This window comes from Kitasatospora sp. NPDC005856 (assembly GCF_040629945.1).
Classification (GTDB): domain Bacteria; phylum Actinomycetota; class Actinomycetes; order Streptomycetales; family Streptomycetaceae; genus Kitasatospora.
In genome coordinates this window covers 1-13,473 of the sequence record NZ_JBEXWT010000081.1, presented here as the reverse complement: position 1 = coordinate 13,473, position 13,473 = coordinate 1, and the positions used below count along the sequence as shown (strand labels likewise).

The window sequence follows — 13,473 nt, the reverse complement described above, 5'->3', positions numbered from 1 at the left end:
AGCATGACTGAACCGCGACCGGCACGGTCCCGCCGCAGGCCGGTCAAGACCACCGGCACCCTGCCACCCGAGGGCTCCTCCGCGGCCCTGGGGCGCGATCACGCCCTGCCGGTGCGGCAGTGGCCGATCACGCTGGTCCTGCTGGTCGTCGGCGCCGGCCTCGCGGTCACCTGGTTCGCCGACTTCAAGGACGGGTTCAAGTACGGGCTGCTGATCCTCGGCTTCGGGGTGCTGCTCGGGGCGGTGCTGCGGCTGGTGCTGCCCGAGGTCGGGATGCTGGCGGTGCGCAGCCGCTTCACCGACGTGATCGTGCTGAGCTTCCTGGGCATCTCGATCGTGCTGCTGACCCTGGTGGCGCAGCCGAACCCGTGGCTGCAGATCCCCCTGCTCGACAACATCGGCCAGCTGATGGGCCGACCCCGGCACTGATCCGCGGGCCTGCGAGGCCCCCGCCCGGCACCATGGAAATCCAGGGCCCGGGCGGGGGCCGCCTTGCTTCCGTCACGCATCTGCCTGCTGTGACGCATCAGCCACGCCGGGACACCCGGCGTACGCTTCCCTTTGCGATAACCTGACGCCGGTCTCTCGACGTCGAGAGAGATCATCCTGGCTCCAGTGCCGGTGTGCCTGGGGCGCCTGGCGATTTGCTGGAGAAGGTAGAAATGACCCGCACCCCCGTCAACGTCACCATCACCGGAGCGGCCGGCCAGATCGGCTACGCGCTGCTCTTCCGCATCGCCTCGGGCCACCTGCTCGGCGCCGACGTGCCGGTGAACCTGCGCCTCCTGGAGATCCCGCAGGGCCTCAAGGCCGCCGAGGGCACCGCCATGGAGCTCGTCGACTGCGCCTTCCCGCTGCTGCGCGACATCAAGATCACCGACAACCCGAACGAGGCCTTCGACGGCGCCAACGTCGCGCTGCTGGTCGGCGCCCGTCCGCGCACCGCGGGCATGGAGCGCGGCGACCTGCTCCAGGCCAACGGCGGCATCTTCGGCCCGCAGGGCAAGGCCATCAACGACCACGCCGCGGACGACATCAAGGTCCTGGTCGTCGGCAACCCGGCCAACACCAACGCCCTGATCGCCCAGCGCAACGCCCCGGACGTCCCGGCCGAGCGCTTCACCGCGATGACCCGCCTGGACCACAACCGCGCCGTCGGCCAGCTGTCCGCCAAGACCGGCGCCGTGGTCTCCGACATCAAGCGCGTCACCATCTGGGGCAACCACTCCGCGACCCAGTACCCGGACGTCTTCCAGGCCGAGATCGCCGGCAAGCCGGCCTTCGAGGCCGTCGGCAGCGACCTGGCCTGGCTGGAGAACGACTTCATCCCGACCGTCGCCAAGCGCGGCGCCGCCATCATCGACGCCCGCGGCGCCTCCTCGGCCGCCTCGGCCGCCAACGCCGCCATCGACCACGTGCACACCTGGGTCAACGGCACCGCCGAGGGCGACTGGACCTCGATGGGTGTCGTCTCCGACGGCTCCTACGGCGTTCCGGCCGGCCTGATCTCCTCCTTCCCCGTCACCACCAAGGACGGCCGGTTCGAGATCGTCCAGGGCCTGGAGATCTCCGACTTCTCGCGCGCCCGCATCGACGCCTCGGTCCAGGAGCTGGTCGAGGAGCGCGACGCGGTCCAGGAGCTGGGCCTCATCTGAGCCCGCCCCGCACGGCTTCACCGGCGGCCCGCCGCTTCCCTCCCGGAAGCGGCGGGCCGCCGTCGTGTCCGGCTCCGGCGGGTGGCGGCCGCCCTACACTGGCCCGCTGTGAACGAAACACTCGGGGACGCCGCGCTCGTCCTCGTCTTCATCCTGCTGGGCGGGCTGTTCAACGTCGCCGAGATCTCGCTGATCTCGCTGCGCGAGGGCCAGATCCGGACGCTGGAGGCGCGCGGCACCCGGCGCGCGGCGCGGGCCGCGCACCTGGCCGCGGACCCCAACCGCTTCCTGGCCGCCGTCCAGGTCGGGGTGACCTGCATGGGCTTCCTGTCGGCCGCCTTCGGCGCGGACACCCTGGCCGGCAAGGTCGCCCCGCTGTTCGTCCGGGCCGGGCTGTCCGAGGGCGTGGCCGACGCGGTGGCCCTGGTCGGCCTCACCCTGGTGATCAGTTACGCCTCGCTGGTGCTGGGCGAGCTGACCCCCAAGCGGATCGGCCTGCAGCGCGCCGAGTCCATCTCCGTCATCGCCGCCCCGGTGGTGGACGTGATGTCGGTGGTGCTGCGGCCGGTGATCTGGCTGCTCGGCCACTCCACCGACCTGATGGTCCGGCTGCTCGGCGGCGACCCGACGGCGGGCCGCGGTTCGATGAGCTCCGAGGAGCTGCGCGGCCTGGTCGCCGCCAACACCGAACTCGGAAGCGACGAACGGGCGTTGATCGCCGATGTGTTCTCCGCCGGAGAACGCCAGCTGCGCGAGGTGATGGTCCCGCGCACCGAGGTGACCTTCCTGGACGCCGAGCGCCCGCTGGCCGCCGTACGGCACCAGGCCGACACCTCCCCGCACTCGCGCTACCCGGTGGTCGAGGGCAGCGCCGACGCGGTGGTCGGCTTCGTCCACGTCCGCGACCTGTACGGCGCGCGCGGCGAGCAGGCCGTCAAGGTCCGGGACCTGGCCCGCCCGGTCAAGCTGCTGCCCGGCACCAAGCTGGTGCTGGAGGCGATGGGCGAGATGCGCCGGGAGGGCCACCACCTGGCCATCGTGGTGGACGAGTACGGCGGCACCGCCGGGATCGTCACCCTGGAGGACCTGGTCGAGGAGGTCATCGGCGAGATCCGGGACGAGTACGACCACCCGGTGGGCGCTCCCACCCGCCGGCTGGCGGGCGGCGGCATGGAACTGGACGGTCTGCTCAACCTCGGCGACTTCGCCGAGGAGACCGGCGTCACCCTGCCCGAGGGTCCGTACGAGACGGTGGCGGGCTGCCTGGTCGCCGCGCTCGGCCGGCTGCCCCGGGACGGCGACCAGGCGCGCGTTCCGGTCGAGGGCGGCGGCGAGGTGCTGCTGACGGTGGCCAAGGTCGAGGGCCGGCGGATCGCCCGGGTGGGGGTGAGTGCGGTCACACTGGCCGAACCTCCGGGGGCGGAGGTTTCCTGAGCGAGCGGTGGAACTGGAACAATGGCGCGCATGGTCAACGCAGCGGTCACTGGTCCGGTCAAGGACCGTCCCCGGGTGCTCTCCGGCATCCAGCCCACTTCCGGCTCGTTCCACCTCGGCAACTACCTGGGCGCGGTGCGCCAGTGGGTCGACCTCCAGAAGGAGAACGACGCCTTCTACATGGTCGTCGACCTGCACGCGATCACGGTGCCCCAGGACCCGGCGACGCTGCGCGAGAACACCCGGGTCTCCGCCGCCCAGCTGCTCGGCGCGGGCCTGGACCCGGACCACTGCACCCTCTTCGTCCAGTCGCACGTGCCCGAGCACGCGCAGCTCGCCTGGGTGATGAACTGCCTCACCGGCTTCGGCGAGGCCTCGCGGATGACCCAGTTCAAGGACAAGTCCTCCCGGTACGGCTCCGAGAGCACCACGGTCGGCCTGTTCACCTACCCGATCCTCCAGATCGCGGACATCCTGCTCTACCAGGCGGACGCCGTCCCGGTCGGCGAGGACCAGCGCCAGCACGTGGAGATCACCCGCGACATCGCCGAGCGCTTCAACACCCGCTACAGCCCGACCTTCACGGTCCCGAAGCCGTACATCCTCAAGGAGACGGCGAAGATCATGGACCTCCAGGACCCGGGCGTGAAGATGAGCAAGTCCGCGTCCTCGGCCAAGGGTCTGGTGAGCCTGCTGGACGAGCCGAAGGCGAGCGCCAAGAAGTTCAAGAGCGCCGTCACCGACACCGGCACCGTCGTCTCCTACGACGAGGAGGAGAAGCCGGGCGTCTCCAACCTGCTGCGCGTCCACTCCGCGCTCAGCGGCCAGTCGGTCGAGCAGCTGGTCGAGCACTTCGAGGGCAAGATGTACGGCGCCCTGAAGACCGAGCTGGCCGAGCTGTTCACCGAGTGGGTCACCCCCTTCCAGGAGCGCACCCGGTTGTTCCTGGACGACCCGGCGGAGCTGGACCGGGTGCTGGCGATCGGCGCCGCGAAGGCCCGCGAGGTGGCGTCGGTGACGCTGGAGACGGTGTACGACCGGATCGGCTTCCTCCCGGCCGCCAAGCGGTGACTCCCCTCACGCGCCTGCCCGGTGGTGGCGACCTCCCCGAGGTCGTCACCATCGGCGTGTCCGTGAGCGTCCCGGACCCGTACGGCACGGCGATCCAGGACGCCCGGGCCGGGCACGGGGATCCACTGGCCCGGTCGATACCCACCCACGTCACCCTGTTGCCGCCGACCGAGGTGCCCGCCGAGGAGCTGGCGAAGATCGAGGAGCACCTGGCGGCGGTGGCGGCCGCGCACCGCCCGTTCCGGATGCTGCTGCACGGCAGCGGGACCTTCCGCCCGGTCTCCCCCGTGGTGTACGTCCGGGTCGAGGAGGGCGCCCAGGAGTGCCGGCTGCTGGAGGCGGACATCCGCTCCGGCCCGCTGGCCCGCGAGCTGGCCTTCCCGTACCACCCGCACGTGACGGTCGCCCACGGCCTGTCGGACGACGTGCTGGACCAGGCCTACGAGCAGGCGCGCGACTTCCGGGCGGACTTCCGGGTGGAGGGCTTCGGGCTCTCCCGCTTCGACGCGGACGAGGTCTGGCGGCCCTGGCGGAGCCACCCGTTCGGCTGAACCCCTGAGGCCCGTCCGCCGGACAGGCCCTAGCCCCCCGCACCGCCGAGTCCGAGCATCCGGTCGACCACCCGGCGGGCCGCGCCGCCGTCGTCCAGCGCGCAGTGCTCGGCCCGGAAGCGCCGGTAGCGCTCGGCGTGGCCGGGCGGCGGTCCGCCGTCGCCGTCGGCGAGTTCGCGCAGCGCGCCGAGCAGTTCGGCCGAGGTCGGCAGCAGCGGGCCGGGGGCGTCCGCCTCGAAGTCGAAGGAGAAGCCGCGCAGGGTGTCGCGGTAGTGCTCCAGGTCGTAGGTGAAGAAGTACATCGGGCGGCCGGTGATGGCGAAGTCGAACATGATCGACGAGTAGTCGGTCACCAGGACGTCCGCGACCAGCAGCAGTTCCTGCGGGTCGGGGTAGTCCCCGCAGTCGTACAGGAAGCCGTCGCCGGCGCCGGGCAGCGGTTCGCGCACGTGCGCGTGCGGGCGGACCAGCAGCACGTGGTCCGCTCCGAGCAGGTGCCGGGCGTGGTCGAGGTCCAGCCGCAGGTCGAGCCGGAAGCCGTCGCCGTCGCCGCGCTGCTGGTCCTCGCGCCAGGTCGGCGCGTACAGCACGATCCGCCGGCCCGCGGGGACGCCGAGCCGGCGGCGGACGGCGGCGACGGTCCGCGGGTCCGGTCGGGCGAGCACGTCGTTGCGCGGGTAGCCGGACTCCAGCAGCTCGCCGCCGTAGCGGAAGGCGCGCCGCAGGATCGGGGTGGCGAACGGGCTGGGGGAGAGCAGCAGGCTCCACTGCGGGGTCTCCCGGTCGAGCGCCGCCAGGTAGCCGCGGTCGGCCAGCCAGGGGCTCTCGACGTCGTGGGCGATCCGCTTCAGCAGGGAGCCGTGCCAGGTCTGCACGACGACCTGGCCGGGGCGGCGCTCCAGGAAGTCCGGGAAGTGCGTGTTGCCGACCAGGTACCGGCAGGTGGCCAGCGCGCGGTACCACTCCGGGCTCCAGCTCCGCACCGGGACGATTCCGGGCGGCAGCTCGGCCTGGGCGTCGTCGACCACCCACAGGTGCTCCAACCGGGCGCCCCGGCGCACGAGTTCGGCGTGCACCGCGCGCGGTGAGTCGGCGTAGCCGCGGCCGCCGAACACGTCGTACAGCACCGCCTCGCGCAGCGGCGCGCGGCGGGCGGCGGGGTAGCGCTCGGTGCGCAGCCGGCGCTGCGTCCAGGCGCTGCGCTCGGTGGCGGTGAGCACCGGGGTGGAGTCCACCACCAGGGTGTCGTGCCACCGGCGTTGCAGCAGGATCCGCTTGCCGCCGGCGGTGGTGGCGGCGGGGACGCCGGGCAGCGCGGCGGGGGCGGCGAGCAGCGGCCGGCCGTCCCCGGGGCGGCCGACCGGCTCCAGGGCGGCCTCCCAGACGCCCTTGCGCAGCGGCAGCGCGACGCCGTCCGAGCCGGTCCGGCCGGCGGGCACCCGGACCCGGAAGCGGCCGCCCGGGCCGGTGTCGACCGGGGTGCGGACCTCGCTCGCGGAGCCGGAGTGCCGCAGCACCAGCTGCAGCCGGTCGGCGGCCGGGTCCGGGCAGTGGCCGGACAGTTCGAAGCCGCCGTCCCGGACGGCGATCCGGTCGACCAGGCCGGCCGCGGGCTGGACGCAGAGCTGGAGCCGGCCGTCGGCGAGGTGCTTCAGGTAGAGCACCCGGTCCGGGGCGCCGGGCAGCGGGTGCTGGCCGGCCACCGGGCCGCCGCGCTCGTCGAGGCAGAGCTGTTCGGTTCCGCCGTCGGGGCGCAGCAGTTCGGCGTCCCAGTGCTCCAGCCGGCCGCTGCCCCGCCCGTCGGCGGTGAACGGCCGGTACGGCACCCGGACGGTGAAGGTGTTCCCGGTGCGGGCGAGCGGCTGCTCGACCACCGCGTCGCTCTCCCGGTGGCGCAGCCGCAGCACGGTGCCGGAGGGGCAGGCGTCGGCGACCCCGCCCAGGTCCAGGCCGTCGGGGGCGGGGGCGGTGCGGGTGATGCGGACGGCGGGGCGCTCCAGCCGCAGTTGCAGCCGGCCGTCGGCGAAGTACGGCTGGAGCCGGACGTCGTGGTCCACCCAGTGGGCCGGCGGGTACTCGCCGGAGCCGCACCAGTGCGGGGCGAGGGTGCCGTAGCGGCGGCGCACCCGGGCGGGGCCGGGGCGGGTGAAGAGGGTGGCCTCGATCCCCCAGTCGCCGAGCAGCCAGTGGTCCCCGCGGCGCAGCCGGTCGGGTGCTATCAGCGCGGTGAAGCCGGACCAGTCGTGGTTGTGCTCGGGCTGGGCGCTGTCGTCGGTGACCTCGGGCATCCGGCGGGGGCGGGAGCGCAGGTGCAGCGGCGGCTGGGAGCGGTTCTGGTGGCGCAGGGTCAGCCAGGTCCAGGCGGAGCCGGGGCGGGCGGTGTCCTGGTCGTTCGGGCGGGCGAAGCCGGTGAGTTCCAGGCCGCGGCCGTGCCAGCGGGCGCGCAGCAGTCCGAAGACGACGTCCTCGTCGTCGGCGGGGCGGCCGGCGGCCACCCGGGGAGCGGCGTGCGGCAGCACCAGCCGCGTGAGCACAGGCATGGCGGTGGAAGCCCTTCGGACGGGAAACCAACATCCCATCCAGAAATGGCGCCGGGGTCAATTGCACGCCTTTTCGAATGCTCCGGGGAATGCATTTCCGGGAACGCCCGTTCGGCACCGGTTCCGGTGTTCCGGTCGTCCGGCATTCCCCTTGAAAGGATCCCCCGAGGAGCTCCCCCGAAAGGCTCCTCGAAAGGCCCTTCGAAAGGCCCTTCGAAGGTTCCCCCGAAAGGGATTCCCGGGGGATTCCCCAGGAATTCCCCCGAAAGGTTCCCGAACACGCGGAGGCGCCCGGCACCGGGACCGGTGCCGGGCGCCTCCGGGATCGTGCGCGGTGCGGCTACTCCTTGCGGAGCATCGCGTCCACCACCCGGGCGGAGGCCTTGCCGTCGTCCAGGTCGCAGTACGCCTCGCGGAACGCGGTCGCCCGCTCCTCGTAGTCGGCCGCGATCTCGTCCACCCGGCCGAGCACGGAGACGAGCTCCTCGGAGGTGGCCGGCATCGGGCCGGGCGCCTCGGCCTCGAAGTTCAGGCTGAAGCCGCGCAGGTTGTCCCGGTAGTGCTCCAGGTCGTAGGTGAAGAACACGATCGGCTTGCCGGTCGCGGCGAAGTCGAACACGCTCGCCGAGTAGTCCGTCACCAGCACGTCGGCGATCAGCAGCAGCTCCGCCATGTCGGGGTAGCTGCCGACGTCCCAGATGTAGCCGTTGCCGGCGCCCGGGATCTGGCCGCACATCAGGTGGTGCCGGCGCACCAGCAGCACCTGGTCGTCGCCGAGCGCGTCCTTGGCCGCCGCCAGGTCGATCCGCAGGTCGATCTGGTAGCCGTTCTGCGGCCGGCGCCGGTCCTCGCGCCAGGTCGGCGCGTACAGCACGACCTTCTTGCCCTCGGGCAGGCCGAGCCGCTCGCGGACCTGCTCGGCGGTCTTCTCCCGGTCGGACGCGAACAGCAGGTCGTTGCGGGGCGAACCGCTCTCCAGGATCTCGCCCTTGAAGTCGAAGGCGCGCCGCAGCACCGGGGCCGACCAGCGGTTGCCGGCCACCAGCAGGCTCCAGTTCGGGACCTCCCGGGCCAGGCTCTTGAGGTACTTGGAGTCGGTGAACCAGACTTTCTCGAAGTCGAAGCCGATCTGCTTCAGCGGGGTGCCGTGCCAGGTCTGGACGACCACCTGGTCGGGACGGCGGACGAAGAAGTCGGGCAGGTGGGTGCTGGCCACGACGTACTTCGCGGTGGCCAGCGCCTCGTACCACTCCGGGCTGCGGTAGCGGAGCGCCGTCGCGCTCTGCGGCAGCTCGGCCTGCATGTCGTCGTTGCCCCACAGGTGCTCCAGCGGCAGGCCGCGGCGGACCAGCTCCTCGTGGACGGCCCGGGGCGAGCCGGAGTACGTGCCGTACTTGCCCGTGTGGTACAGCACCGTGTCGCGCACCGGCAGCCGTCGGGCGGCCGGGTAGTCCACGCTCTGCAGCTGGCGCTGGCGGTAGCCGGCCCGCTCCTCGGGCAGCAGCACCGAGTCCGACTCCAGCGACAGGCCGTCGTGGTTGCGGCGCTCCAGCAGTATCCGCTTGCCGCGGGACTCCACCACGACCGGCAGGACGTCGAAGCAGTCCGGGGTGACCAGTGCGGCGGCGTCCGGCAGTTCCGGCACCGACACGCCGACCGGACGGAAGACGACGTGCCAGGTGCCCCGGGAGAGCGGCACCCGGCCGGCGAAGGACGCCGTCGGCACGGCGGGCAGGGCGGTGCGGAACCGGCCGTCCGAGATCTCCACCGGGTAGGCGTGCTCCTCCTCGCGCCACTTGTGACGGACCACCAGCTCCCAGCGGTGCGCGCCGGGCAGCGGGAACGAGCCGCTCAGCAGGAAGCCGTCGGCGCCGCGCGAGGACACCTCGTCCACCAGCGGCTGGAGCACCTGGTCGGCGAACTGGAGGTGCCCGTCGGGGGAGGGCTTGGAGTAGAGCGCCCGGCGCTCGGCGGCCGGGGCCTGCGGGTTCAGCGCCAGGTGCAGCCGCTCGGGCGCGTTGCGGTCGTCCCAGGCCAGCGGGACGGTGCTGCCGTCGGCCAGCAGCAGGGCGCCGTTCCAGTGGTCGCGGCTGCGCTCGGAGGCCACCGGGTCCAGCTCGGCCCAGGCCTCGCGGACGGCGGTCAGCTCGGCGACCGGGACGGCGGCGGTGAACGGCTGGAGCGAGCCGACCGGAGTGCCCAGCTCCAGCGGGAAGGCCACGTGGCGGTCCGACTCGGCGTGGGTGAGCCGCAGCCGCGCCCCGGCGAAGCTCGGGCCGGAGCGGGCCGCGCCCGAGACCTCCAGCCGGTCGCCCTGCGCGGCCAGGCCGGTCACCCGGGCGCTGACCGTCTCCACCCGGAGGTAGACGAAGTTGTCCCGGACCCACGGCACGATCCGCACGTCCGGCTCGACCCAGTGCGACGGGAGGAACTGCGCGCTGTCGCTCCACCCGGCCGACATCCGGCCCTTGTAGACCCCGCCCTTGCCCGCGCCGGCCACCAGGACGCGCCAGTTGCCGTCCCGCCACTGGCCGCGGTGCCTGAGCTTCCTCGGGTCGATGGCCACGTTGAAGCCGGACCAGTCGCAGCTGTACAGGTCGTGCTGGCAGCTCGCGGTGGCCTCGGGGCTGTACGTCGTCTTCATCGGCACCGCGATGACCCGGCGGCCCTTGGTCTCGCGCAGCACCAGGGTGCGGACCATGTCGTGCTTGCCGGCCGCGCCCAGCTGCTCCGGGTAGGCGTGCCCGGTCAGCCGCAGCTTCCCGTCCTCCCAGGCGCTGCGGTACAGCCGGCTGCGGATGACCAGCGAGTTGTCCAGCTTGAGCACCCCGGCCGGCACGCTCTTGCGCCCGCCGCGCAGGAACGGGTAGTCGGCGTACGGGCGCAGCAGGCCGCGGGCCTGGACGCCGCCGCCGCTCTCGCGCTCGTAGGTGATCTGGTCGACCAGCTCGTCCATCCGGCCCGACAGGGTCAGGTGGAACTTCAGCCGCAGTGGCGCGCGCAGCCGGCTGACCTGATCGGCGCCGATCGCCCGGAGCAGCCGGCCGACGTGCTGGAGGTAGGCGTCCCGGTACTCCTTGTCCCCCTCCACGAGGGACGAGAAGAACATCGGGATCTCCTCGACGAGGGTGTTCTCGTCGTAGGAGCGCAGGTACTCGGCGAAGCGCGGCTCGGTCTGCCTCATCAGCCAGGCGCGCACCAGCTCGACCGAGGAGACCCGGTCGATCAGGCCCTTGGGGTTGGTGCGCATCTGCGTGATCGACATCTCGCCGACCTCGCGCTCGCGCCAGTGGTAGATCGGCTCGGAGAGCACGTCCACGCTCTTGGCCAGGTAGTGGTGCGGGACGCTGACCGGCGCGTCCTCGTACAGGATGCCCTCGGGGTAGAGCAGGTCGGCCGCGTCGAAGAACGAGCGGCGGTACACCTTGTTCCACGCGGTGCGGTCGGTGACCAGCGCCGGGACCTCGGTGATGTGGGTCTTGAGCCTGGTCTCCTTGAACGGCTTCAGGTGGCCGCCGGACTGGTAGTAGCCTACGGCGCGGAAGCGCAGCACGTTGCCGGTGCAGAAGTCCGAGCCGGTCTCGTCCAGCGTGTTGATCATCAGCTCGTACGCGCTCGGCGGCATCGAGTCGTCGCTGTCCACGAAGCACAGGAACTCGGAGTCCGGGTCGATGTGCCGGATGCCGGTGTTGCGGGCCGCGCCGAGGCCCTTGTTCACCTGCCGGACCAGCCGGAACCGGGAGTCCTTCGCCGCGTACGCCTCGGCGAGCGCCGCGCTGCCGTCCTTCGAACCGTCGTCGACCATGACGCACTCGAAGTCCGTGAAGGTCTGGGCGGCGATCGAGTCGAGGCATTCGACGAGGTAGCGCTCGACGTTGTAGATCGGGACGACGATGGAGAGGCGGGGAGCCATCGGCTACGCAGGCCTTTCTCTGGAGGAGCGTGGCAGCCCGTACGGGGCCTGGCCGCACTTGGATCGGTGCGTACGTGCGCCCCCGATCCTACCTCCGGGGACCTCGCCCACCCGGGGACCACTACGCTGGGTCCGTGTCCCGTTTCAGCGTGATCGTCCCCGTGTACCAGGTCCAGGACTACCTCTCCGAGTGCCTCGATTCGGTGCTCGCCCAGGACGGCCCGGACTTCGAACTGATCGCCGTGGACGACCGCTCCCCGGACCGCTGCGGCGCCCTGCTGGACGAGGCCGCGGCCGCCGACGCCCGGGTCCGGGTGCTGCACCTGCCGGAGAACGTCGGCCTCGGCCGGGCCCGCAACGCCGGCCTGGAGGTCGCCACCGGGGACTACGTGGTCTTCCTCGACAGCGACGACACACTCACCCCCGGATTGCTGAAGGGCATCGACGAGCGCCTCACCGCCACGGGTGACCCGGACATCCTGGTTTACGACTACGCCCGCACCTACGCCGACGGCCGGATCACCCGGGCCGCCTCCGCGCACGTCTTCGGCGCCGCCTCCCCGGACGTCTTCGACCTCGACGCCCGCCCCGACCTGCTCGACCTGCTCCAGGTCGTCTGGAACAAGGCCTACCGCCGCGACTTCGTCACCGAGCAGCGGCTGGTCTTCCCGGCCGGCTACTACGAGGACACCCCCTGGACGTACCCGGCGCTGCTCGCCGCCGCCCGGATCACCCTGCTCGACCGGGTCGGCGTGCACTACCGCCAGCGCCAGGAGGGCGGCAACATCCTGGCCACCGCCAGCCGCAAGCACTTCGACGTGTTCGCCCAGTACGACCTGGTCTTCGCCTTCCTCGACCGCCGCCCCGACCTGGAGCGCTGGCGCCCGGTCGTCTACGGCCGGATGCTGCACCACCTCAACACCGTGGTCTCCAAGCCCGGCCGGGTCCCGTCCGGCGACCGCCGCGAGTACTTCCGCCGGGCCGCCGAGCACTGCGCCCGGCTGCGGCCGGCCGGCTACCGGCCGCCGGCCGGCGTGGACGGCGTGCGCACCGAACTGCTCAGCCACGGCCGCTACGGGGCCTACCAGGCCGTCCGCGCCCTCGCCAAGGCCCGCCGACTCGTCAAGCGGTGAGCACGGCCTGACACCCGTTCGGGGGATGGGCCGGTATAACCGGTGGGTGGACTTCCTGACCCGTCTGCCGGTCGTCGGCCCGCTCGTGGCCCGGGTGCTGCGCAGCCGCCCGTACCGGGTGTACGAGTACTTCTCCGCCGCCCGGGGCAACCGGCTGGCCGGCGCCGTCACCTTCTTCGGCTTCCTCGCCCTGTTCCCACTGCTCACGGTGGGCCTGGCGATCGCCGCCGCGGCGCTGAGCGACAGCCGGGTGCACGAGCTGCAGGAGCACGTCGCCGACCAGCTGCCGGGGCTCTCGGACGCGCTCAACCTGCCCGCCCTGGTGTCCAACGCGGGCACCGTCGGACTGGTCGGCGGAGCGCTGCTGCTGATCTCCGGCCTCGGCTGGGTGGACACCATGCGCACCTCGATCCGGGACCTGTGGCAGCTGCCCCAGGAGGAGGGCAACCCGGTGCTGCGCAAGGCCTGGGACGTGGCGGTGCTGGCCGGCCTCGGCCTGGTGTCGCTGTTCTCGCTGGCCGCCTCCGCCGCCGGGACCACCCTGGCCGGCCGGCTCGCCGACGCGATCGGCCTGGGCAGCGGGTACCTGCTGACCACCATCGGCGTGCTGATCGCCATAGCGTGCGACATGCTGCTCTTCGCCTACCTGCTGGCACCCTTCCCCGGGATCACCGACCAGCGCCGCCGGGACCTCGTGCAGGGCGCGCTGATCGGCTCGGTCGGCTTCGAGCTGCTGAAGCTGCTGCTCGCCTCCTACCTGGGCTCGGTCGCCGGACGGAGCCTCTACGGGGCGTTCGCCACGCCGGTGGCGCTGCTGCTGTGGATCAACTTCGTCTCCCGGCTGCTGATGTACTGCGTGGCCTGGACGGCGACCGCCGACCCGCGGGCCGCCCGGGAACGGACCAGGGCGCACGGGCGGACGCTGCTGGAGGCGGCCGACAAGGCGGAGGCGGCGGCCGAGGCGGACACCGCGCAGCGGGCCGTCCGGGCCGGGAGGAAGGAGAAGGCGACGGGGAAGGGGAGCGCCCGGACCCAGGACTGAGACCGGGCACTCCGACCGGCCGCGGCGGCGGGGATCAGCCGCCGGAGCGGCGCCGTCGCAGCACCACCGCGCCGTACCCGACCGCGGCCCCGGCGAGCAGCACGGCCGACCAGCCGACCGGGCCGAGCCGGCCC

General features: G+C 72.7%; 9 protein-coding genes. 7 read left to right on the top strand and 2 right to left on the bottom strand.

Features of this window, described 5'->3' with window-relative positions:
* Window positions 1-3: 3 nt before the first annotated feature.
* The 5 genes from ABZ449_RS33160 to ABZ449_RS33140 all read left to right on the top strand — a co-directional run bounded on the left by ABZ449_RS33160 (window position 4) and on the right by ABZ449_RS33140 (window position 4,711).
* Complete coding sequence (locus ABZ449_RS33160; RefSeq protein ID WP_360353553.1) at window positions 4-429, top strand: DUF3017 domain-containing protein; 426 nt, start codon at window positions 4-6, stop codon at window positions 427-429.
* 233 nt (window positions 430-662) lie between these two features.
* Complete coding sequence (locus tag ABZ449_RS33155; RefSeq protein WP_360353551.1) at window positions 663-1,655, top strand: malate dehydrogenase; 993 nt, start codon at window positions 663-665, stop codon at window positions 1,653-1,655.
* Window positions 1,656-1,763: 108 nt separating this feature from the next.
* Entirely contained in the window at window positions 1,764-3,089 is a 1,326-nt protein-coding gene (locus tag ABZ449_RS33150) for a hemolysin family protein (protein WP_360353549.1), read from the top strand.
* Window positions 3,090-3,164: 75 nt separating this feature from the next.
* Complete coding sequence (gene trpS, locus ABZ449_RS33145) at window positions 3,165-4,160, top strand: tryptophan--tRNA ligase (RefSeq protein WP_360353588.1); 996 nt, start codon at window positions 3,165-3,167, stop codon at window positions 4,158-4,160.
* Window positions 4,157-4,711: a 2'-5' RNA ligase family protein gene (locus ABZ449_RS33140; RefSeq protein ID WP_360353547.1), complete on the top strand. Its 555-nt coding sequence runs from the start codon at window positions 4,157-4,159 to the stop codon at window positions 4,709-4,711. Before trpS ends, ABZ449_RS33140 begins: the two co-directional genes overlap by 4 nt.
* Before the next feature lie 29 nt (window positions 4,712-4,740).
* On the opposite strand, the gene ABZ449_RS33135 is transcribed toward ABZ449_RS33140, so the two are convergent.
* Together ABZ449_RS33135 and ABZ449_RS33130 are read right to left on the bottom strand one after the other, a co-directional pair.
* On the bottom strand, window positions 4,741-7,251 hold the full coding sequence (locus ABZ449_RS33135; protein WP_360353545.1) for a CDP-glycerol glycerophosphotransferase family protein: 2,511 nt from the start codon (window positions 7,249-7,251) through the stop codon (window positions 4,741-4,743).
* A 340-nt stretch (window positions 7,252-7,591) separates the two neighbouring features.
* Window positions 7,592-11,164, bottom strand: a complete 3,573-nt coding sequence (locus ABZ449_RS33130; RefSeq protein ID WP_360353543.1) for a bifunctional glycosyltransferase family 2 protein/CDP-glycerol:glycerophosphate glycerophosphotransferase — start codon at window positions 11,162-11,164, stop codon at window positions 7,592-7,594.
* A gap of 134 nt (window positions 11,165-11,298) precedes the next feature.
* On the opposite strand from ABZ449_RS33130, the gene ABZ449_RS33125 reads away from it, so the two are divergent.
* Both ABZ449_RS33125 and ABZ449_RS33120 read left to right on the top strand, forming a co-directional pair.
* Entirely contained in the window at window positions 11,299-12,297 is a 999-nt protein-coding gene (locus ABZ449_RS33125; protein WP_360353541.1) for a glycosyltransferase family 2 protein, read from the top strand.
* A gap of 46 nt (window positions 12,298-12,343) precedes the next feature.
* Window positions 12,344-13,339, top strand: a complete 996-nt coding sequence (locus tag ABZ449_RS33120) for a YihY/virulence factor BrkB family protein (RefSeq protein WP_360353539.1) — start codon at window positions 12,344-12,346, stop codon at window positions 13,337-13,339.
* The last annotated feature ends 134 nt before the right edge of the window (window positions 13,340-13,473 follow it).

Excerpts from the sequence above, each read along its gene's own strand:
- ABZ449_RS33135 (WP_360353545.1), bottom strand. The coding sequence starts at position 7,251 with ATGCCTGTGCTCACGCGGCTGGTGCTGCCGCACGCCGCTCCCCGGGTG.
- ABZ449_RS33130 (WP_360353543.1), bottom strand. The coding sequence starts at position 11,164 with ATGGCTCCCCGCCTCTCCATCGTCGTCCCGATCTACAACGTCGAGCGC.
- ABZ449_RS33155 (WP_360353551.1), top strand. The coding sequence starts at position 663 with ATGACCCGCACCCCCGTCAACGTCACCATCACCGGAGCGGCCGGCCAG.
- ABZ449_RS33160 (WP_360353553.1), top strand. The coding sequence starts at position 4 with ATGACTGAACCGCGACCGGCACGGTCCCGCCGCAGGCCGGTCAAGACC.